This is a genomic window from Acidimicrobiia bacterium, assembly GCA_040289475.1.
GTDB lineage: Bacteria > Actinomycetota > Acidimicrobiia > ATN3 > PSLF01 > PSLF01.
Map to the genome: position 1 here is coordinate 48,083 of PSLF01000006.1, position 21,966 is coordinate 70,048.

Consider the following 21,966-nt stretch of genomic DNA (forward strand, 5'->3'; position numbering starts at 1 on the left):
CAAGATGAATGCGACCCCCTGGAAAGGGGTGATCGAGGCTTACCGGGATTTCCTTCCGGTTGGTAAATCGACCCCAGTGGTGACACTCGGGGAAGGAAACACTCCACTAGTGCATGCCAAAAAACTTTCCTCGATGGTTTCAGCGGAGGTCTTTCTCAAGCTTGAAGGAGCTAATCCCACCGGATCTTTCAAGGACCGGGGAATGACAATGGCAATATCGAAGGCCGCAGAAGAAGGATCCAAAGCCGTGATCTGCGCCAGTACGGGCAACACCTCTGCCTCGGCAGCTGCGTATGCTACACGCGCAGGAATGAGTTCGGCTGTACTGATTCCGGCAGGCAAGATCGCTCTTGGAAAGCTCGCCCAAGCACTGATCCATGGAGCAAAAGTTCTCGCTATAAAAGGCAATTTCGACGCTGCATTGGGCATAGCGAAGCAAGTCGCCCACACGTACCCCGTCACGCTGGTCAACTCCGTGAACCCTTTTAGGATCGAGGGACAGAAAACTGGCGCGTTCGAGGTGTGCGACTGTTTAGGCGATGCACCCGACTACCACTGCATACCGGTGGGAAACGCAGGAAACATTTCCGCTTACTGGAAGGGATACCTCGAGTATGTAGAAGCAGGCAGGGCGAAGCGGCGCCCTAGGATGTTCGGATTTCAAGCAGCTGGAGCGGCTCCGCTGGTGCTGGGTGAGCCTGTCTCCAATCCCGAGACAGTTGCGACCGCCATTAGAATAGGCAACCCTGCTTCCTGGAACACCGCCGTAGAAGCTGCCCGAAGCTCTAAGGGTGGTTTCTGGGCAGTCACCGACGAAGAGATCCTCTCAGCGTACCGCCTTCTCGCTGACACCGAAGGAGTGTTCTGCGAACCTGCATCTGCAGCCGCCGTCGCCGGTTTACTCCAAAGAGCGGACCGGGGCCATATAGAGAAGGGAAAGTGCGTGGTTTGCATCCTGACTGGAGCAGGCCTCAAGGATCCCGACCGGGCGATCGCCGAGTCGGCTAGGGTAACGAGCTTAGAACCCAAAGTCGACGCCGTCGTCGAAGCCCTCGGGCTTTGAGGCATTCTCACGCAAGCAATCATCGATGGGAGTACCGGAATCATGAAATATCTCTGCATAATCCCAGACGGTCTGGCAGATGAGCCGTTGGAAGAACTCAACGGGCGCACTCCCATGGAGGCAGCCAGCACTCCCCACATTGACGATTGGGCAGCGAGAGCCCAGATTGGCCTCGCCCGTAACGTACCCGATGGGCTTAAACCAGGTTCCGACGTGGCAATCATGTCGATCGTAGGCCTGGATCCTCGCAAGCACTACTCTGGGAGAGCCCCGATCGAGGCGGCTGCGATGGGAGTACCCCTAGGAGAGGGAGAGGTCGCTTACCGCTGCAACTTCGTGACTGTTGAAAACAGAGTAATGAAAGACTTCTCCGCTGGACACATAAGTAGCAATGAGGCAGCCGCCCTCATAGAGGATCTCAACCGTTACTTTGACGGAGAAGCCAGGTTTTATGCGGGCGTCAGTTATAGAAACATCTGCGTACTCGACGACTCGTACTCCGAGGCGGAATGTACGCCCCCGCACGACCTAACTGACAAAGAGGTGTTGCTCCCGGTGGGCCCGGCTGCGTCCAAGCTCATAGAAATCATGGACAGATCGAGACAGATATTGGCAGAACATCCTATTAACGAGGCTCGCAGAGCAAAAGGTCAGCTTCCTGCCACACAGATTTGGCTTTGGGGACAAGGGAAAATCCCTAGTGTAGAGCCTTTCGTCAATCGTTATGGCATGTCCGGCGCACTGATTACTGCCGTAGATCTGGTACGGGGTCTAGGGGTGTTGACAGGACTGGAAGTAGTAGAGGTGCCGGGTGCCACCGGATACTACGACACCAATTACAGAGGAAAAGCCGAGTATGCCCTCGAATCTCTCGAGCGACACCCCTTCTGTCTGGTACACATAGAAGCCACGGACGAAGCAGGGCACGAGGGATCCTATGCCCGCAAAATCGAGGTTTACGAAGCCATCGACGAACAGATCGTGGCGACACTACAATCAGGCCTCGAAGGCGAAGAGTACAGGGTGCTCGTCGTGCCGGATCACCCTACACCGGTGAAAGCCAAAACGCATACCTCTTCGCCGGTTCCGTTTCTGATCTTCGACACGCGGCGCGCCAACCAGGGGGGCGCTGCCTCCGCCACCTTGACGTTTTCCGAGCGGGGAGCTGCCCAAGATGGTCGATCCCCTATCGAAGGTCACGAGCTCCTCGGGCGTTTGTTCGACAGGTGAAACCTATTGACTTCATATTCTCCCGACTCCAGTGAACGGTGCTCGACCTAAAAAGATCCTCTTGGTGGTCGACGGCGAGCATTCGCCTTCTGTGGTCGAATCCGCTATTGAAGCTCTGGAAAACGCTAATTCGAAGGTAGTTGCCCTCGTGTGGGCAGGCGGTACGGAAAAGGCCGATCCAAGCCGCTATCCGCTCGATATCCCCGTAGTAAGCACAGATTCGGTTGCTGAAAGCCTGGTCTCAGCCATTGCCGAGTACTTCCCCGAAGAAATCGTTGATCTCTCCGACGACCCTATCATCACCCAGGCCAGAAGGGAACAGCTTGTGGCAGTCGCAGCATCGAAGAAAGTGACTTACGTCGGGCCTGGATACCGTTTCGAAGCCCCAACGAGATTGCGACTTTCTACGCTGCCGACTGTTGCAGTGATAGGAACTGGCAAGCGAACGGGAAAGACAGCTGTATGTGCTCAACTCGCCCGCCTATTGACCGAAAACGGGGCTCCGCCTCTCATAGTCACTATGGGCAGAGGAGGACCTAAAAAGCCCGTGTATATCCCTCCGAAAACGATCCCAGCCGATCCCATTGCTCTTATACAAATGGCAAACGAAGGATTGCACGCCGCATCCGACTACATAGAAGATGCTCTGTTTACCGGTCTTCCCACTATTGGCGCATGGCGTTGCGGGGGCGGAATCTTAGGAGAGGCCGGACCAAATGCGGTCGAAGACGCCGTCCGCCTTGCGCAGGAAAAGGCTGCCGAGTCCAAATCCCAGCTGCTGCTCCTTGAGGGCAGCGGCGCTTCCATCCCGCCAGTGCATGCGGATGCCACGGTCACAGTAGTCCCTTGGGAAGCCTTCGAGAAAGCCTCCGGTGAACTGCCGCATCCATTCAAAGGTTTCGGCCTCTATCGCCTCCTCATCGCCGATGCCTTGGTCGTTACAGGCTGTCCTACAGGACTCGACCCGGAGAGAGAACGCGTTCGCATCAGCAAGATCTACGAGTGGAAAACAGACATAGAGGTTGTCCTTACCGTTTTCGATCTGACACCGGTGGAGCCTATCAAGGGCCGCACGATTGCTCTCGCTACGACTGCCTCTAAAAAAGTCGCCGGCGTTGTTGCAAAACAACTCGAAGCCGAGCACGGAGCGCGGGTTGCTGGCGTCTCTGTTAACCTTTCCAGACCCGATCGACTCTCGGAAGACCTTTCCCGGCTCCTTCCGCAAGTCGATGTATTAGTAACAGAACTAAAAGCGAGAGCCGTGGACGTGGCGGCCCGGCAGGCTGTAGCCTCTGGAGTCGAGGTGATCTTCGCCGAGAATCGTCCTCGTTCGTTGGTCGAGGGTGACCAATTAGCCAGCCTATCGCGACGCCTTCTGGACCTCGCACGAAAGCGCTTCGAGGCTAGGGAGGAGTAGGTGGATTCTTCTCGCCGTCCCAACCTCATCGTCGTAACGGCACCCGGAAACGAGCTGCCCTACTCGAGAGGACTCACAGCCACATCCATCATGGGGAGCGGTTTGTCACCCGAGAAAGCCTATGCTGTCGCCGAAGCCGTTTATCAAAGACTGCTCGGATCGGGAACCACCAAAATTTCCGCTGACGAGCTAGAGGTCGTTATAGCGGACATCCTAGCAGACCTGGCCGGAGAACATTATGCGGAAAACTACCGGCGTTGGACCCGAGTTGGGAGGCTAGACAAGCCGCTTGTCATCCTCATTGGGGGTGCTACTGGGGTAGGAAAGTCTACGGTTGCTTCGCTGTTGGCATCTCGGCTGGGCATTACTAGAGTGATTCCTACCGACGCAGTACGCGAGGTGATGAGAGGTATGCTGACCAAGGAGCTTATGCCCACGCTCCATACGTCCAGTTTTACAGCCGAAGCATCCATTACCCAGCCCCTTCCACGCTCAGCTGACAAGGCCATCATTGGGTTCAGAGAGCAAGTCCAGGTAGTTGGTGTAGGCATCAATGCTCTTATTCGAAGAGCTGTGATCGAAAAGACCAACGTCATCATTGAAGGTGCCCACTGCTGTCCCGGATTTATCGAGGTTCCCCGCTCTGAAGACGCAGTTGCCGTCCACCTAGTCATTGCCATAGACAGCGAACGTCTCCACCGTAGCCACTTTGCGTTCAGGTCTAGGGAGAGCGGTAGGCGCCCTGCCGAGCACTATCTCCACCACTTCTCGAACATCCGAAAGATTCAAAGATACATCCGGAATCTCGCTCTTCGATCGGGGGTTGCTGTGATAGAGAGTTATGATGTTGAAGGGACAGTTACTGCGTGCATGGATCTAATCCTCGAAAGGGTCACCCTAGCAGCTAAAAGCTCTGCGAGTTCGGCCAAGATGAGTGGGGTCCCAGACAGTGGCGAGTCGATGCGTCGTGCAACCCTGCCCCACAGCAAGATCTCAGCCGTTGGAGGAAGCGAGGGGGAAGCATCCGATAACATGCCTCGCCTCTCTAGCCGTTTGGAACGCCCAGGCGGATAACAGTTGGGAAAGGCTTTAGTCTAGGAGGTCGAGATGAAACTTTTTCTAGATACGGCAAGCATAGACGAGATAAAAGAGGCTGCAGCCACCGGGGTCCTGAGCGGCGTCACTACAAACCCCACGCTTGCATCGAGAGAGAAAATGGAGTTCAGATCAATGATCTCCGAGATCTGCTCCATAGTGAGCGGCCCGGTTTCTGCAGAGTGTGTAGGAAAGACCCGCGATGAGATGCTCGAGGAAGCACGGTCCCTCGCCGAAATTGCGGAAAACGTGGTCGTAAAAATGCCCATGGGGGAAGAGGGTGTAGCGGCGTGCGCCAAGGCGTCGGCAGAGGGGATCAAGGTAAACATGACCTTGGTCTTCTCACCCAACCAAGCGATTCTTGCCGCAGAGGCTGGGGCGTACTTTTGCAGTGCGTTTCTTGGCAGAATAGATGACATTGGATGGCATGGAATGGATGTCCTGGCAGAAATTGTTGAGATCTATGCCAACCAGGGATATACTACGAAGGTTCTCGCAGCCAGTCTCAGGCATCCTCTCCACGTAACAGAAGCGGCCAGGTTGGGCGCGGACATCGCCACAATGCCTTTCGAAGTTTTCAAGAAGATGTTCAAGCATCCTCTCACAGACATTGGAGCGGAGAGGTTCTTGCAAGATTGGGAGAAGTATCAGCGGGCTATAACAGGAGCCTGACGACTCCAGCTGTGCCGTTGTCTCCCTCAGCCGTACCGCGGCTATTGCTGCGCTCGAGCGAGGGCCAGCATGTAGGTTGCGGGCTGTCCACAACTGCACACTGAGAATCCACGACTGCCAGATAGGAATCTACCGATGACTCAAACTGACACCGATACCGTCGAAGAACAGGCAGCGGCCGAACGCGAATCCGATGAAGCAATCTCATCGGGGGAGAGCCTTGAAGAGGAAGGCTTTTCCGAGACTAGTGGCGAGCGTCGGCCCACCACCCAAGCTCGCAAAAGTAGGGGAAAGCAAAAGCGAAACCAGGAGCGTGGCGCCCAGAGAGAGGTTAGGGACGAGCCCGCAGCGACAGTATCCGGGGTTCTAGACATCTTGCCCGAAGGATATGGATTTTTACGAGCCACCGGATATCTTCCCGGCGACAAGGACGTCTACGTCTCGCTGAGTCAGATTCGCAGGTTTCAGTTGCGAAGGGGGGACTTCGTTCAGGGAGCGGTTAGACCTCCCAAAGATGCGGAGAAGTACCCCGCATTGCTGCGGATAGACTCTATAAACGAGAGAGATCCGGAGGAAGCTCGGCAGCGGCCTCGCTTCGAGGACCTCACCCCCCTGTTTCCAACCGAGCGCCTCACCCTGGAGCTAAAAGGATCCAAAAACGACATTACCCAGCGGATTATTGATCTCGTGGCTCCAATAGGGAAGGGTCAGCGAGGGCTGATCGTGTCTCCTCCTAAAGCCGGAAAGACGACGATCATGAAACTGATCGCACAGTCGATCACCATTAACAATCCAGAGGTTTATCTCATGGTCCTTCTCGTCGACGAGCGACCCGAAGAGGTCACAGATATGGTGAGGTCAGTGGAGGGAGAGGTCGTCTCTTCTACCTTCGACCGGCCAGTCGAGGAGCACACCCAGGTGGCCGAGTTGGCACTGGAAAGAGCCAAGCGCTTGGTCGAGCAGGGACGCGACGTCGTGATAATTCTCGACGGCATTACCCGACTAGCAAGGGCATACAACCTGGCTACGCCTGCTTCCGGAAGAGTACTGTCTGGAGGCGTCGACTCAACAGCCCTGTACCCGCCTAAAAAGTTCTTCGGGGCAGCGCGCAACATTGAAGAGGGAGGTTCGCTGACTATACTTGCCACCGCCCTCATCGAAACGGGCTCGAAAATGGACGAGGTAATCTTCGAAGAGTTCAAGGGTACCGGCAATATGGAGCTGAGGCTCGACCGCAAGCTCGCTGACAAGCGTATTTTCCCAGCCATAGACATAGAGGGGTCGGGAACTCGGCACGAGGAGTTGTTATTCGACAAGAACGAGCTGGCTCAGGTGTGGAAGCTAAGGCGGGTATTGGCTGGTTTGGACTCTGGGGCCGCCCTAGAGCTGTTGATCGACAAGATCAAAGCCACAGCGTCTAACGCTGACTTTCTGGCGGAGATCGCCAAGTCAACCTTGCCTGCTGCATGATTAGTGTTCCCTAGGACTTCTCGAGGAGAAGCGTCCATCTCCTCAACCGGCGAGCGGGAAAGGTGTAGGTAATGAAACAAGGCATTCATCCTGAATACGTAGTGGCCACCGTGGTGTGTTCGTGCGGAAATCGATTTGAGACACGCTCGACCCGTTCCGAAATCCACGTCGAACTATGCTCGGAGTGTCATCCCTTTTACACCGGCAAGCAAAAGCTCGTGGATACAGGTGGTAGGGTGGAGCGGTTCAGGCGTCAAGCAGCTAAAACTTCGAGGCTTCAACGACAGATCCAGAAACGGAAGGAGGCTCGGGAGGCCCCCTAGCGAGTTGTCACCTAGAAGAGTCTCGCGTTATGGCGATCCGCTAGCGAACCTGGAGCAGATGGCAGGTGGAGGCCCGATCTGATCGCCCCTTTCTGGCCCTCTTGCTGCAGACCCCAGGCTCCGAACCCCGCCTCGGAGGGCAGGCTGTTATAGAAGGTGTCATGATGCGGGATCCAACTGGATGGGCAGTTGCAGTACGGGCACCCGATGGGACCATCAAAAAGCGCCTGGAGAGGCGGCCGTCGTTCCAGTCCACTCACCGCTGGGCTAGAATTCCGATTTTGAGAGGGGCCGTGGCTCTCGTGGAGTCGCTGGCTATCGGGTTTTCGGCGCTCAGCTGGTCGGCGGACGTGTTCGCCTCGACTCAATCGGGCAAACCAGTCCGCAAACAAGAGACTGGGAGCGGAGCAGTTTCGATGGCGGCCGCAATTACCTTCGCTGTCGCTCTCTTTGTTGTCATCCCTGCGGTTCTCACAAGGGTCGCGCTAGCGCAAGTCGTGAAGGGCCCTTTCGCTCTATCCGTAGCAGAGGGACTCTTGCGCGTAATAATTCTGGTCGGTTACATCCTCGCAATTTCGCGTATCCCAGAGGTTAGGCGGGTTTTCGAGTACCACGGCGCCGAGCACCAAACGATCGCGGCTTACGAAAACAGCGAGCCTCTGGTGGTAGAGCGAATCTCGGAGTACTCGACGAAACACCCCCGATGTGGAACGAGCTTTTTGCTTACGGTGATGATAGTCACAATCGCAGTCTTTTCGGTGATCCGTGGCACACTTCCATTTTCGTTGCAGATCGCAGCCCGCATTCTTCTCCTGCCGCTGGTGGCTGGAATCTCCTATGAGTTGATAAGAGCAGGCTGGGCCCTCAGAGACCGAACCCTGGCTAAATACCTCATGCTGCCGGGACTCGCCCTTCAAGCAATCACAACTCGGCAACCCGACAGCTCTCAAATAGAAGTGGCGGTCGCGGCGCTTAGAGTTCTCGTTGGAGAGAACGGTGATAGAAAGCAGTCGGAATCCCACAACGGCTTTGTCGTCGGGAGCCGACAAGAAAATCAATCACTCGAGTCTGAAGACTAGTCTCGATCGGATGTCTCGACTGGAGAATCCCAACAGAATCTCGTAGTGCTTCGAGGGTGCCACGAAATCACGCGCACCGGTGTCAAAGTAGCTGAAATCCCTACTCTCCAGCGGGATCTGTACCTGGGCAGCGTCTCCGGGGTCTAGCTCTATCCGCACGAAGCCCTTTAGTTCTTTTTCTGGACGGGAAATACTGCTCTGTGGATCTCTCACATAAACTTGGAGCACCTCGGCTCCCCTGCGGCGTCCACGGTTTTCAAGGGTGGCTTGTACCATAGCTACTTGAGGACCAAAGTATGTCCCAGTCGCTGGGAAACTCTTATCGACAGCGCTTTTCTGGCTAGCCGTTAGAGGTCGTTGTGACTGGGAATCTCCGGACGTCAACTGCAAAATCTTGCAGTCGATGATTTCGATCTGTCCATAGCTGAGACCGTGGCCGAAACAGAACAACGGCTCTATCTTCCTTGTGTCGAAATAACGGTAGCCCGTGAATACACGGTCTGTGTAGAACACGTTCTCACCCTCGGGTTGGAGTCCCGGGTAGACAGCACAGTCTTCGATCCTCTTGGGAATAGAAAAGGGAAGCTTGCCGCCGGGTGTGGCATTTCCGAAGATAACATCAGCTAAGGCGTTGCCGAACTCCTCGCCAGGAAACAGGGCCATGAGCGCTGCTGCAACCCTTTCTATCCAGGGCATTTCGACTGCCGATCCGCAGTTCGCAACTACGATGCATCTTGGATTTGCAGCGGCGACTGCCTTTATGAGCTCGTCCTGGTCTCCCGGGAGAGCCATTGATTCTTTGTCGAATCCTTCGCTCTCCCACTCGGGACCAGTTCCACAAAAAACGAGGGCCACGTCGGCCCAGGCGGCAAGTTCTACTGCTTCCCCCAGTCCTGGATGACGCTCTGCCTTTTCGAGTCCAAAATGTACTAAGGTGACGGGGGTCTGAGTCGGGAGTGATTGCTCAAAGGTAGGATCCCTAGTGAACTCCACATTCACAGAGTACTCCCGGCCAGCCTCTAGAACAACAACCGAGCGCCTCTCTCTGGTGGTAGCTCCGAACATCGACCCGCCCGGCACTGGAGCCGTCCAGTTGTCTACGATCTCGACTCCGTCGAGTAACACTTTCGAGCGGCCGCTTGCAGCGACGGCGAACACGTACTCGCCAGAGCTGGGCACCTGCAGCGTGCCACGCCATCGCGCTCCAAACGGCCTGTCGAGTGAAAAGCCTTCTGGGAGTCCCGCCCACGCTATCGAGGCGTGCTGGGCAGCTTCCGAACGAACGGGATTTCCCGAAAGTTGAGCATCCTCGAAGTACTCGACGACAAAGCGCGAGCCCACCTCGTCAAGAGGCTTGAAAAATGACGGGTCCGCAGAGGGGATTTGGCTTTTTGGCTCCCACGCTCGGGCATACCGAATTTCTATTCCGCCGGTCGAATCAACTCCAAGAGCGCGAGCGCGTTCTGTGATTGCTTCGAGTGGCGTGGAAACTGCGTGTGGCCTCACCTGCGCGCTGCCCCCGCCTTGGATTGCGGGCTCCTCAGCGTAGGCACCTATGACAGCCAACCGACGGAGATTCGCTGAATCAAGGGGAAGGACACCTTCGTTCTTCAACAGAACGAGAGACTTAGCCGCTGCCTCCCGAGCGAGCTTGCGGTGAGCGGGCGAATCCTCGCTCCCCTCTGGATCTCCGGGCTTGGCTACTGGAGCTCCCGAAAGCTGGATCGATCTAACCATACGAGCTACTCGAGTTGCTGCTTGCCTGACTACGCTCTCTGGCACCGAACCGTTTTGTACCGATGCGGCAAGATGCGGACCCATGTGTCTTGGTGGTCCTGGCATCTCCAAATCGAGTCCGGCTTTTACCGCGGCTGGGCCGTTGTGAACTGCCCCCCAGTCGGAAATTACGACACCGTCGAAGCCCCACTCATCTCTTAGGATATTCGTCAACAACCTGCGGTGCTCGCTGCAGAAGACTCCATTCAGGCGATTGTAAGCAGCCATGACAGCTTGTACCCTCGCCGTCTTGACTGCCGCCTCAAAGGGAAGCAAATAGATCTCTCGTAGAGTCCGTTCGTCCACTACGGAACTCGCCGTCATGCGATGGGTCTCGTACTCATTACACACGAAGTGCTTGATACAGGCTGCGACCCCCTCCGATTGAACTCCCTCGACGAATGCGACTGCCATGACGGCAGTAAGGTAAGGATCTTCAGAAAAACACTCGAAATTTCGGCCAGCTAACGGAGAACGCTGAATGTTCACAGTCGGGGCGAGAAGCACACCGGCCAGCTTCGACTTGGCCTCGATGGCTAGAGCCTTCCCAATACGGTACACAAGATCTATATCCCACGTGGCTGCTTGCCCAGCACCACAGGGGAAACACGTAGATCTCGAGGTCCCGAAAATCTCGCCTCTAGCACCATTGGGGCCATCGGTCATCCGTACCGATGGCAATCCCACTGATTCGACCGGTGTCGTATGCCACATGTCGACACCACCGGTCAGAGCACATACTTCTTCAATACCTACTCGCTCCAAATCGGAACCTTGAACCGCTCGGCTTTTCCATCCCGGGTCTAGCTCTGCTGGGGCTCTTTCGTCTTTACCGCTCATGTCCTACCCCTATGTATTTCGTTTCCAAACCAGTTATCAATGCAGTTCGATCACGAGGGGGCGACTGCACGACTAAATCATGCAGTGCTAAACTCCAAAACACTGATCATATTCTCGATCCATTTGTGCAATTGCAAACTGAGAGTTTAAATAAGGCAAAACCCATAGCAAAATTGGCACACCACTACTTGGGCATGCTAGCTCCGCATATCGGATAAAAACCCATTAGCCCATGCGAATAATTAGCATTTATAAATGCTCTAAGTAACCGACATGCTAAATTCTAGAACGATGCACACACATCGTTATTATCACTTTCGTGACAGATTAATCTGCAGGCCAAAAACATGCTTGAAATTGGGTTTTCAGCTTGCTATCAATGACCAAACATATGAACTCGCTTATGCCTTACTTCAACCATGATTTTTTAATTGAATATTACCGATTATGCCTCGAAACTTCAGTTAAGAGCTCGCTCGAGCTGCGATCAATGGAACACGGCTGAGCCAGCCGTCGTTTGTAAACTAGGCCGGCGTGTTGGGAAACGATCCGTTATAACCGGCAGTGTTAGTAGGCGTTTATCCTTTACTTCAGTACTTTTGGGGCCAGGGCGCATGGATCTGATCTCACGATTGGAGGAGCTGGAAAGAAAGCATGAAGAGCTCGAGAGGGAGCTGGCCTCTCCCGAGCTTACCAAGGATCGCGCGCGATTAGCCGAAGTGGCCCGCAAACATGCCGAACTGCAACCAGTCGTAGATAAGTTCTCTCGTTACCGTCAGACCTATCAAGATATCGAAGCGGCCAAAGAGCTGCTGAGCACCGAGGAGGACCCCAAGGAGAGAGAGTACCTCAAGGAAGAAATAGCGAGAGAAGAACGGGCTCTCGAAGATTTAGAAGCACAGCTCCGTCGGCTTTTGTTACCCAAGGACGAAGCCGATGAAAGGGACGTAATAGTGGAGATCCGGGGTGCGGCTGGAGGTGACGAAGCAAAGCTGTTCGCTGGGGATCTTTTTCGTATGTACGAACGGTATGCCGAGTCAAAAGGGTGGAGCACCGAGATTTTGTCTTCCTCTCCTAATGAAATCGGTGGTTACAACGAGATCATCTTCGCGGTCAAGGGACCCGGCGCTTATAGACGGCTAAAACACGAGGCTGGCACACACAGAGTGCAGCGGGTTCCAGTGACAGAGTCGTCCGGGAGGATACACACCTCGACAGCAACAGTCGCCGTTCTCCCTGAGGCAGAGGAGGTCGAGGTTGAAATAGACCCGAAAGATATTCGAATCGACGTGTTCAGGTCGAGCGGCCCCGGAGGACAGTCGGTCAACACGACAGACTCAGCAGTGCGCATCATACACCTGCCCACAGGAATCGTGGTCAGCTGTCAAGACGAGAAGAGTCAGATACAAAACCGCGATCGCGCTATGCGGATACTTCGATCTCGATTGTTGGCTCTAGAGCGCCGAAAGCAGGAAGAAAAAACCGCTGAAGAGAGACGAGCGCAGATCCGTCGGGGGGACCGTTCCGAGAAGGTGCGAACGTATAATTTTCCCCAAAACCGGGTAACGGACCACCGCATAGGCAAAAGCATCCACGACATCCAGAAGGTCATGGCAGGGGATCTCGACTTCTTCATAGACTCCCTCCTCGAGCTCGAACAGGCCGAGCTGCTTGCATCGGTCGAGTGAGCCCGGATATGCGATATTGGCCCCCGGCCGGCAATCCATTTCGTCGCCCCGAGTGTCACAATCGTGCATAAGAGAGCATTGAGACAGAGACCGAGGACACCATGGCCCGAGTAACCACAAAACAGCTACGTGAAAAAGCTTTTGGGCCGTTGGACTCTTGCGTCTGGGCTGAACTCGTTTCCGAAGCTACCAGGCAGCTAAAAACGGCTGGTGTCCACTCCCCTAGACGAGATGCCGAGGAGCTCGCGGCTCATGTCTTGGGAATTTCGCTCTCAAGGCTGGCACTACATTTTCGCCAAGTCGCATCCTGTGCAGAGCGTTCTACCTATTTCGAGTACGTCGCCCAGCGGAAGAGACGCGTGCCGCTGCAACTACTGACAGGCGTAGCGGGATTTCGACGAATCGAATTACGGCTACGTAGAGGCGTTTTCATACCGCGGCCGGAAACAGAAATTCTCGTCGAGGTTGCCTTGGACCACATTCGGAGACACTGTCGTAGCCGAGTGGCGCGGGTACTGGATCTTGGGACCGGATCGGGTGCTATTGCTTTATCTATTGCTTCCGAGGCCGAACACTGCGAGGTCGTAGCGACTGACATCTCCGAACACGCCCTCAGGTGCGCAAAGCGAAACGCTGAGCGGATGGGGCTCGTAGAACGGGTGTCTTTCGTCGCTTGTAGCTGGATATCGGCTTTCCGCGAGTATCTAGAACAACCCTTCGACGTAATCGTGTCCAATCCCCCCTATATTCCCTCAAATGCCATCGAAGCCCTGGAGCCCGAAGTCAGGCAGTACGATCCACCCGCAGCACTCGACGGTGGAGGAGACGGCCTCCGGTACCTGCGGTACTTGCTATGTGTAACTCCCCGGTTGCTTACTCCCACCGGCATGGTCGCATTGGAAATCGGCGCTGATCAGGCCGACAGGATCACAAAAGATCCCGCCCTCGCAGAGCAACTTCTGCGCCATCGGATGAAACTTGCGCCCCCCGTCTACGACCTCCAAGGGCGGCCAAGAGTGATCGTAGCATCGAAGCTGCATGCTGAGTTTGTGAACGCTAGGCATCTGAGCGCCGTTCCCGCCGCCGCAGGGCTAACCACTCACATGGCTTGTATTGGCTATCAGAGAACTGGTTCGCCTTGGGTTCCGAGGGACGGAACCGGAGAGCTTGAGAACAACATAGGGTCAGACGGAAGTTGCAGATGACCACTCGAGACGTTGCGATCCAGGTACTTACGGACCCTCCCGACCCAGCTCTTGTCGAGCAGGTCGTAAATATTCTTTTAAAAGGCGGCGTGGCTGTCCTGCCCACCGACACCGTGTACGGTCTGTGCGCTGCTGCCGAATCGGAGGCCGGCGTACGCCGTGTCTTCGAACTAAAAGGACGAGATACTTCGAAAGCTCTACCAGTCTTTGTTGGGAATCTTTCTCAGGCACGAGCCGTGGCTGAGCTCAATATTGAGGCGGAGAGATTGGCCTCCGTTTTTTGGCCAGGGGCTCTGACATTGATATTGAAGCGGCGCCCCGGGATCGCTTGGAACTTGGGCGGTGACCCGCACACGATCGGCATCCGGTGGCCACAATCGAGGTTTGTCTCAGAGATCTGCCTCAGGGCAGGACCCATAACTTCGACGAGTGCCAATGCATCCGGAGCTCCCGAGGCCAAAACGGTTACCGAAGCAGTAGAGGCTTTCGGATCCCGAGTAGATTTGTACGTCGACGGTGGGCCATCCCCCACCGAAGTTCCCTCTACCGTAGTCAGCCTCGTTTCCGATCCTCAAATCTTGAGGGAAGGGGCAATCTCCGCCGCGGAATTCCTTGGCAAACTCAGATGAGCGAGGACGATGCCCGAAGATAGCCACAAGACGGAACTGCCGCTCGACCGAACCCGGGGCGCGGCAGCTAAAAGCCATATGCTTAGACGTCTAGCGATAGGTGGTGTAGTTATCGGAACCGCCATCGTGGCCGTGTTGGCATCGTCGCGCCTCGCCGGCACTAAGTCTGTGCCCCCCTCCTCAGATGAGACGGGCTTCCAGCCTCCCGGTGCTCTCATAGTTGCGCCTGAAGAAAGAAGTGCGACCGATCCACTAGCGATAACCACTTACAACGCTATTGCGGCCCAGGTAGCCAGCGACACCATCGGGATCTTTGCCTTTCCCGAGTCACTCACGCCTACCTCAGTGCTTTCCCGCACGAACGAACATGGAGTCCCCCAGACATTCCTGGTGCTGGAAGTTCGAAAAGGGTGGGCACGGGTTATGTTGCCGGGACCACCAAATGGTTCCACTGGGTGGATACGCACCTCAGAGGTTAACTTCTACGGAGTCGAGCACGTAGTGCGAGTACGCCTGGCGTCCAAGCGACTTGAGGTCTGGGAGAGAGGCAGGCTCGCTTTTTCGTTTCCAGCCGGCATAGGACGAAAGAACACCCCTACACCGGGAGGAAGATACTACATAAAAGAACTCCTCCAACCAACGGATCCCGCGGGGCCATGGGGCAGTTACGCTTTTGGGCTCAATGGCTACTCCAACTCGGTATACGGTCCCGATGGAGAGCCACAGGTGATTGGAATCCACGGTACCAACGAGCCCGACTCTGTAGGCAAGGAAGTATCTGCCGGCTGTGTCCGCCTTCGCAACGAAGACATCGAAAAGCTCGTAGGTCTTCTACCTCTTGGGACTCCGGTTGAGATAATGGAGGATTGATATCGCGTCGCCTACCAAACACCTTTTATCGTGCAAGCGGACCGCTCCGAATCCGAACCTTCATCGGAAAACTCGGGCAAGCCCGACATCGTCGAGCTCGCCATGAACAGGGACCCCGACGCTCTGGGCACCCTCTATGACGTTTTATATCCCCCCCTCTTTAGGCTTCTATTCTTCTCTACGAGAGACACTACCGTCGCTGAGCAAATAGCAGATGCCGTAGTTCCCACGGTCCTTGCATCCGTACCTCATGCACAAGCCGACGCCCCTTCATTGCGAGCATGGATGATGTCGGTTGCGTGGGCTCTGCTCGAACGTGACTATAAACAGGCCCTTCCATCTGTGGGACATCATCTCCCCCCGCACTTTCTGGACGAGGCCACAACCCAAACGCTTGAGTATCGACAGTCAGCTGACGAGCTGGCCGCAGCCATTCGCCAATTACCCCCCTTCTGGCAGAACTACGTCGTGTTGCGATTTATCTCCGGACTGACCAGAAGCGAGGTAGTGTTTGTCTTGGGGAAGCCTTCCTCCGACGTCGCGGCGATGGAGACCGAGGCTTTGCAAGAGCTGGGATACTGGCTCGGAGCCTTCCAAGAGTGAGTTCACAGAAAGGCAAAGGTGCTGGAGCAGACCAGATGAGCGATGACACATCACCTTCCAACGACGTCGGGAAGGACAAACGGCACCTAACTCTCGTTCTCTCCGAATCGTTAGAGGATGACACGCGATCGCGAGCGGCTAGAGGGTCGACCCACCAACACAACAATCAGCAAGTTACCCTCGCTCTCAAGACCTTGTACAGACAGAGCGACTTGTTAGAGGTCCGAATAAAAGCTGAACAAAAGCGAAAAGCGATCTCCGAGGCCTTGGCCCTCTGGGGTACTGCTCCCAAAACCCGTCACAGGAGCCGACGCCTCTGGCTAGGTGTAGCTATCTTGGCATTGTTCACAGCCGCGCTTATTCCCGCTTATGAAATTTCTCGGAACTCCCTTCCCGGAGACCCGCTGTGGAAGCTCAAGCGGGCGGATGAGAGCGTCAGACAATGGCTGGCGCGTGGCCCCGAAGCCGAAGCGCGCGTGGCACTGGCCAATACCAGAGAGAGGCTCGAAGAGGCGAAGCTCCTCGCCGACGACGAGCGCTTCGAGGCAGCCCGTAATGCCCTGGCTCTTTTTTACTCGGAGTTCGACTCAGCGCGTAGACGCCTTCGTATGATCACCAGGGAATCTCACCCCGAACTGTATGCAGAAGCGGACCGTCAACTCGAAGAGGCTGCCGCACTGGACGAGCGACTCAACGGAGCGGCAGCTCGTACCGTTGCACCGAGACGGCCCGAGGCAGTGGGCACGCTAAGCCCTACACCCCGCCCCCCTTGGGAGCCGGAAAACCCACAAGAACCGCCGCACTCCGCAGGATAGCACTGTGCGTCAAAAACTCGCTAGAAAGCCCCCCTCGAGCTGCTAAGAACTTCTCTTTTCGACCCGCGCCAAAAGCGATCCTAACGCCTGGTGAAAAGCTTCGGGTGCCTCTAGGTTCGGCAAATGGCCAGCGCCAGCAATTACCGTTAGGGTCGCTGAGGGTATCGACTCAGCCAGAGCGCGCGCCTCCTCCACGCTTACCAGAGCATCCGAGTCTCCAACTACCACAGCGGTGGGTACCCGAATACTACCGAGAAGTCCTGTGGAGTCTCGCCTCTGGGCCAGGCCGTGGAGCGCCGCCACGAGGGTCTCGTCCTCTTGATCGTTCATGATCTTGGCAACCCAGCGTGCCACGTCGTCTGTGAGCGACCTATCCGATGAAAGTAGACGCTGTAGCATCGATTCGAGAAACTCATGGCGCCCGCCCAACTTTATTGTCTCAATGGCCCTGAACCTTGCAGCTCTCGCCTCTTCGGTGTCGGCACTTGCTCGGGTGTCCGACAGGAGTAGTCCTTTTGCTACTAGGGGACGGAGTCTCAGCATTGCGAAGATGACATATCCGCCCATAGAGCACCCAACTAGCACCGCTTGCTGCAAGCCGAGCGCATCGAGACAATCGAGCACCGTCCGGGCTGCAGTTTCCATATCAATGATCTCTAGAAAATCCCTGGCGGCCTTGGATCGCCCGAAGCCTGGAAGATCGAGAGCATAAGATGGATAGCCTCTGATCGATGCCCACTCCAGCGCGGGCTCCCACATCCGAGAGTCCAAGGGGAAAGCGTGTAAGAAAACACAGGCCGCCTTAGTTGGGGACCCTGATGTCGCAGGAAAGCGAAGTGTTTCGGGAATCCGCTCACCGGGCTCGACAGTGAAAGCGTTCCCCCCTATCCTGCAACGGACGAATAACTTTGATTTGAGCGACAGTGACATCTCCAAATGTTCGCGCTGTTGTTGTAGGCGCCTATAGGCTACCAATCAAAAGACTGTATGATCGGACGACTCTAGAGTTCAAGGCATCCAATTGGCTGAGAAGACGAAATTCGTAGAAGAAGCACTTCCATTTGCCCAGTCGTTATATGGCGCGGCGCTCAACCTGACTCGAAACCCTTCAGATGCTGAGGATCTAGTACAAGAGACATTTCTCAAAGCCTTCCGCTCCTATGACAGTTTCAAAGAGGGCACAAACCTAAAGGCTTGGCTATATCGGATCCTCATGAACACGTTCATCAACATGTACAGGGCCAAGCAAAGAAGACCTCAAGAGACTCAAGTAGAAGATATAGGAGACTTCTACCTATACCATCGTCTCGGTGAGGCAGCTCCAGCTGAGGCAGCTCGAAGCGCTGAGGAGGAGCTCCTGAATACTTTCACTGACGACGCGGTTAAAAAAGCAATGGAAGAACTTCCCGAGCCCTTTCGCCTCGCCGTGTATTTAGCTGACGTAGAGGGCTTCAGCTACAAGGAAATCGCAGAGATCATGGATGTCCCTATAGGCACAGTGATGTCACGCCTCCACCGTGGTCGGAAGGCGCTCCAGGCTAAGTTGTACGAGTATGCGATGGAACGGGGACTCATTTCAGCTGAGCCACCTCACGAGACAGCGAAAGCCGTCTCGCAGGGACGGGGAGACGCGGACGGTGAATGAGGAGTGTCGTAGGACTACCAAGGCTATATACCTTGTAATCGACGGAGAGGCCAGCAAGGTGGTCTCCTGGCGGGTCACCAAGCACATCGAAGCATGTCCGGACTGCTTGAGACGGTACGAGTTCGAGCGCAAACTGAAGCAGCTTATCGAGCGGGCATGTCAGTGCGTAGGATGCCCAGATGGATTCGAAGAGCGTCTAAGGAGAATGATCCTCGCAGAGTTCGAGTGAGTATGCTGAGCCCGAACACGAGGATGCATTGTCCGATCCTCTTTTCGACTGAGTAACAACGAGTGGTCTTTCTGGACGAACTGCGACGGGGATCGGTCACGTCTGTTGTGAGCGGCTTGGAGCACCGCCTTTTTCTCACTTAGACTTGCCAGCCGAAGCTGTCCGCGGAGGTACTTTGTGATGAGTGAAAAGCAATGGGACCAAAGCAGCTTTCTGGTCGAAAGAAGACCAGCAGCTCGACTCGGTAGGGCTTTACTTGTAGCGGTTTTGGGGTCAGTGATTATCGCAGTTGCAGCATTTCAGGTCACGCCTGTAGCGTCGGTTGGGGAAGTACTCCCCGTTTCAGGAACGGCCCAACTTTACGCGGGCAACATATCGGTTCTTGAGTCTGCGCGGCAGCTCTTATCTGTAATTTCAGAATCAACTTTTGAACGGCAACCAAAGATAGTGTCACCTACCCTCGCGCAAGTGACCGTGAGGCCCGATGCACCCAAGCGGGTTTTCGAAGAAAAAGAAGACAAACCTTGGACTCTGCTGGTAGGTAAGGCTATGCTCCCCGCGACGGTGGCGTTGGGTGCATTCGTCGTAATCTGGTATGTCATGAAGGTGACTCGCGCCCGATACAAGAGAGCATCATGAGCCTAGTCGAGGCCGGTGGGCGCCCTTATGGTGGTGCCCCGGGGCCGCTCGCGCTCATGCCCCCTTCGGAGTCGGGGTACGCACCCCACCACGGTGAGCCGTCCGTTGGAGAAGTCGATCTTGATTGGGGAATAGTAGAAGCCGTTGCCACCCGGCTCGCAGGAGCACCCCCAGTTGGATTTACTGAAGGTGTTTCCACTCTCATCGCGGACTTTGAAGGAGCCACCTCCTTCGCCGAGCTTTTAGTTAGCGAACTTACTGGACTATATCCCAAGGCAGGCCCAGCCAGAGTTCTAGTCATCAGCAGGGCTGGATGGGTAAAAGCAAACATTGCTATCTTCCGTCACTACCTTAGCCCAGTTGCTGCGAGACTGACCCCACCCTCTCCGGCATTGTCTCGGTCCGCATCTACTTTGCCCGCGTATGCATCGATAATCGACGACGTCGTGCGAACCGGCCTTTCGGCGGTTAGAGGAGCTGCACGCAGTGTCGTTTCCGCACAGATAGGTATCGTGTTGGGGTTTCTCTCAAAAAGGGTTCTGGGTCAGTACGACCTCGTACTTCCCGAGGATGGAAAGGACTCGGTCTACTACGTCGGGCCCAACATCGTAAACGCAGAGCGCCAGTTCGGCTTCGGGCGTAAAGAATTCAGAATGTGGATAGCCCTCCATGAGACGGCTCACCGAGCACAGTTCACGGGAGTGGAGTGGCTCAAGGGATACTTCAACGACCTAGTCGAGAACCTAATGGCTGGCTCCTACATCGACCCGAAGGCCTTCGCATCCGCTCTCCGGCGGATGGCCGAAGCCATTATTCAGGGCCGCGATCCACTCGGCGATACCGGTCTAGCCGGCATGTTTGCCAGCGATGAGCAGCTGGAACGAATGCGAAGACTCCAAGCCCTGATGTGCGTTTTAGAAGGCCACGGAAACTTCGTGATGGACACCATAGGCGAACGGGTAATTCCCGATGCGCGCCGGATGTCCCAGATCTTGAGAGAGCGTCGGGCCTCTAGTGGTCTTCAGAGAATACTTTTTCGACTCCTCGGGATCGATACCAAGCTCAAGCAGTACGAGCTCGGGGAGCGCTTCGTAAAGGCTGTAGTAGAACGGGCCGGCCTAAGGACTTTTTGCGCAATATGGAACGACCCTGCCAACCTTCCTACCCTGGAAGAAATAGAGGATCCACCACGCTGGCTAGCCCGGGTGACCGCCTAGGGCCACCTTGGCGGCGCCTGGTCTCGATCGGGTGAGCGAGACAATGAACGATGGGCGGTCGCTAACACTCGGACCAGAGGACGTGGCAGAGGGAATGCGGAAGGCGGGGATTCACCTCGACCAGAGCTCTCCCTATCTGGTGATGGTGTCGGGCGGTCCCGATTCTTCGTTTCTTCTATGGGCTCTCGCCCGGCTCGGGGCCGACGTGGTCGCTTTCCACTTGGATCACGCCCTGAGAGCAGGCTCGGAAACAGACGCTCGAGCAGCATGTGCTCTCGCACAACACCTCGGAGTGCCCATCGAAGTCGTGCGCCGTAAACCCGATGTGCACCCCGGCGCCTCCTTCGAAACCGCAGCCAGGGCACTCCGATACGAAGAGGCTGAAAAGGCTGCAGATCGAAGGGGATGCGAGTGGATACTCACAGCCCATACAGCAGACGATCAAGTAGAAACATTCTTTATCAACTTGGCGAGAGGAGCCGGCCTCGATGGCCTAAAAGGCATTCCCCGCCGATCGGGTAGGATCGTGCGGCCCATGCTCCATATCTGGAAGCGAGACATAAGGGATGCCTGTCAGGCAGAAGGCATCTCGTACGTAGAGGATCCGACCAATCTGGATCTGTCACTTCTTCGCAATAAGGTGCGCCTCCGAGCCATTCCTGTCTTAGAAGAAGTTTTGGGAGAGGGTTTCAAAAAATCCCTTCTGAGGCAAACCGAGTTGTTGAGAGACGATGCGGAATTTCTAAATGCCTTCGCTTCCTCTCAGATCCAATCGCATATGACCCGCATTGGAACTCACCCAGCCTTGGTTGCGGACGCTTCTTGGTTTACTCAACTGCCCGCTGCCATTGCGCGGCGAGTCGTGCGGCTGGGCTTTGAAAAACTTGCCGCTAGCCCGCCCCCCCCGTCGCGGCTCGTCGCCATGGCATTGCACGTTGCCGACAGAGGAGGTATAGCTGATCTAGGCAATGGATTTGTCTTCGCACGCGAAGCAAAGCGGGTTCTCCTGCGGGCTTCAAACCTTCCAGCTCCACCCCCGCTTCCAGGAACGATCCCTGGAGAGATCGAGGCACCCTCTTTCGGAGTTAGAATCTCCGCACGCCGTATTTCTCTGGGTTCCGTCGACCGGCATCGGCTTTTCGACCGCGCGAGGTCCTCCCAGGCTGTGGTCTCCGCTTCGGTTGCGGGAGCGGTATTGGTTCGCCCTCCATCACCTGGTGAACGGTTCAGCCCCTTTGGGTTGAAGGGGTCGAAGCCCTTGGCCGATTTTTTGGCGGAGAGGGGCTTGTGCAAGACCGAGCGACTTTTCGTGCCAGTGCTCGCAAAGCCAGAGGGAACTATAGTCTGGGTAGTAGGACACAGGATTTCAAACGAGGCTGCCGTAAAAGAAGGAGACGAAGAAGCTTTGCACCTCGTTAGTGAACCAATGTGATGCTTGGGCAATGCTAAACGCTCACTGCG

The 21,966-nt window shown here is 55.7% G+C and carries 21 protein-coding genes; 19 read left to right on the top strand and 2 right to left on the bottom strand.

Annotated elements, in window-relative coordinates; genetic code table 11:
* Window positions 1–4 precede the first annotated feature (4 nt).
* The 8 genes from C4318_04710 (at window position 5) to C4318_04745 (ending at window position 8,349) form a co-directional block, all read left to right on the top strand.
* Complete coding sequence (locus C4318_04710; GenBank protein ID MER3454443.1) at window positions 5–1,063, top strand: threonine synthase; 1,059 nt, start codon at window positions 5–7, stop codon at window positions 1,061–1,063.
* A gap of 42 nt (window positions 1,064–1,105) precedes the next feature.
* Window positions 1,106–2,293, top strand: a complete 1,188-nt coding sequence (locus C4318_04715) for a cofactor-independent phosphoglycerate mutase (GenBank protein MER3454444.1) — start codon at window positions 1,106–1,108, stop codon at window positions 2,291–2,293.
* A gap of 64 nt (window positions 2,294–2,357) precedes the next feature.
* Window positions 2,358–3,710, top strand: a complete 1,353-nt coding sequence (locus C4318_04720) for a hypothetical protein (GenBank protein ID MER3454445.1) — start codon at window positions 2,358–2,360, stop codon at window positions 3,708–3,710.
* Window positions 3,711–4,784 (top strand): 2-phosphoglycerate kinase, encoded by a 1,074-nt coding sequence (locus C4318_04725; GenBank protein MER3454446.1) that lies wholly within the window; start codon window positions 3,711–3,713, stop codon window positions 4,782–4,784.
* 33 nt (window positions 4,785–4,817) lie between these two features.
* Window positions 4,818–5,477: a fructose-6-phosphate aldolase gene (gene fsa / locus C4318_04730; GenBank protein ID MER3454447.1), complete on the top strand. Its 660-nt coding sequence runs from the start codon at window positions 4,818–4,820 to the stop codon at window positions 5,475–5,477.
* A gap of 135 nt (window positions 5,478–5,612) precedes the next feature.
* Window positions 5,613–6,947, top strand: coding sequence for a transcription termination factor Rho (locus C4318_04735; protein ID MER3454448.1), 1,335 nt, complete (start codon window positions 5,613–5,615; stop codon window positions 6,945–6,947).
* A 71-nt stretch (window positions 6,948–7,018) separates the two neighbouring features.
* Entirely contained in the window at window positions 7,019–7,270 is a 252-nt protein-coding gene (locus C4318_04740) for a 50S ribosomal protein L31 (protein ID MER3454449.1), read from the top strand.
* 65 nt (window positions 7,271–7,335) lie between these two features.
* Window positions 7,336–8,349, top strand: a complete 1,014-nt coding sequence (locus C4318_04745; GenBank protein MER3454450.1) for a DUF1385 domain-containing protein — start codon at window positions 7,336–7,338, stop codon at window positions 8,347–8,349.
* Here C4318_04745 and C4318_04750 read toward each other — a convergent pair.
* Window positions 8,329–10,965: a glycosyl hydrolase gene (locus C4318_04750; GenBank protein ID MER3454451.1), complete on the bottom strand. Its 2,637-nt coding sequence runs from the start codon at window positions 10,963–10,965 to the stop codon at window positions 8,329–8,331. The genes C4318_04745 and C4318_04750 overlap by 21 nt on opposite strands.
* A 620-nt stretch (window positions 10,966–11,585) precedes the next feature.
* On the opposite strand from C4318_04750, the gene C4318_04755 reads away from it, so the two are divergent.
* The 6 genes from C4318_04755 to C4318_04780 all read left to right on the top strand — a co-directional run bounded on the left by C4318_04755 (window position 11,586) and on the right by C4318_04780 (window position 16,775).
* Window positions 11,586–12,653: a peptide chain release factor 1 gene (locus tag C4318_04755; GenBank protein MER3454452.1), complete on the top strand. Its 1,068-nt coding sequence runs from the start codon at window positions 11,586–11,588 to the stop codon at window positions 12,651–12,653.
* A gap of 101 nt (window positions 12,654–12,754) precedes the next feature.
* The gene (gene prmC, locus C4318_04760) at window positions 12,755–13,858 is read left to right on the top strand and encodes a peptide chain release factor N(5)-glutamine methyltransferase (protein MER3454453.1); all 1,104 of its coding nucleotides are present in this window, start codon (window positions 12,755–12,757) and stop codon (window positions 13,856–13,858) included.
* Window positions 13,855–14,487 (top strand): threonylcarbamoyl-AMP synthase, encoded by a 633-nt coding sequence (locus tag C4318_04765; GenBank protein ID MER3454454.1) that lies wholly within the window; start codon window positions 13,855–13,857, stop codon window positions 14,485–14,487. The genes prmC and C4318_04765 overlap by 4 nt, the downstream gene beginning before the upstream one ends.
* A 9-nt stretch (window positions 14,488–14,496) precedes the next feature.
* Window positions 14,497–15,357, top strand: coding sequence for a L,D-transpeptidase (locus tag C4318_04770; GenBank protein MER3454455.1), 861 nt, complete (start codon window positions 14,497–14,499; stop codon window positions 15,355–15,357).
* A 30-nt stretch (window positions 15,358–15,387) separates the two neighbouring features.
* Complete coding sequence (locus C4318_04775) at window positions 15,388–15,960, top strand: hypothetical protein (protein MER3454456.1); 573 nt, start codon at window positions 15,388–15,390, stop codon at window positions 15,958–15,960.
* The gene (locus C4318_04780; protein ID MER3454457.1) at window positions 15,957–16,775 is read left to right on the top strand and encodes a hypothetical protein; all 819 of its coding nucleotides are present in this window, start codon (window positions 15,957–15,959) and stop codon (window positions 16,773–16,775) included. Before C4318_04775 ends, C4318_04780 begins: the two co-directional genes overlap by 4 nt.
* Before the next feature lie 42 nt (window positions 16,776–16,817).
* Here C4318_04780 and C4318_04785 read toward each other — a convergent pair whose 3' ends face one another.
* Window positions 16,818–17,705, bottom strand: coding sequence for an alpha/beta hydrolase (locus tag C4318_04785; GenBank protein ID MER3454458.1), 888 nt, complete (start codon window positions 17,703–17,705; stop codon window positions 16,818–16,820).
* Window positions 17,706–17,796: 91 nt separating this feature from the next.
* On the opposite strand from C4318_04785, the gene C4318_04790 reads away from it, so the two are divergent.
* From C4318_04790 to tilS, 5 genes are all read left to right on the top strand, one after another.
* A complete protein-coding gene (locus C4318_04790; GenBank protein MER3454459.1) occupies window positions 17,797–18,420 on the top strand; it encodes an RNA polymerase subunit sigma-24 in 624 nt (207 codons plus the stop codon).
* Window positions 18,329–18,649, top strand: coding sequence for a hypothetical protein (locus C4318_04795; protein MER3454460.1), 321 nt, complete (start codon window positions 18,329–18,331; stop codon window positions 18,647–18,649). Before C4318_04790 ends, C4318_04795 begins: the two co-directional genes overlap by 92 nt.
* 180 nt (window positions 18,650–18,829) lie before the next feature.
* A complete protein-coding gene (locus C4318_04800) occupies window positions 18,830–19,288 on the top strand; it encodes a hypothetical protein (protein ID MER3454461.1) in 459 nt (152 codons plus the stop codon).
* Window positions 19,285–20,505 (top strand): hypothetical protein, encoded by a 1,221-nt coding sequence (locus C4318_04805; GenBank protein MER3454462.1) that lies wholly within the window; start codon window positions 19,285–19,287, stop codon window positions 20,503–20,505. The genes C4318_04800 and C4318_04805 overlap by 4 nt, the downstream gene beginning before the upstream one ends.
* A gap of 43 nt (window positions 20,506–20,548) precedes the next feature.
* Complete coding sequence (tilS, locus tag C4318_04810; GenBank protein MER3454463.1) at window positions 20,549–21,937, top strand: tRNA lysidine(34) synthetase TilS; 1,389 nt, start codon at window positions 20,549–20,551, stop codon at window positions 21,935–21,937.
* The last annotated feature ends 29 nt before the right edge of the window (window positions 21,938–21,966 follow it).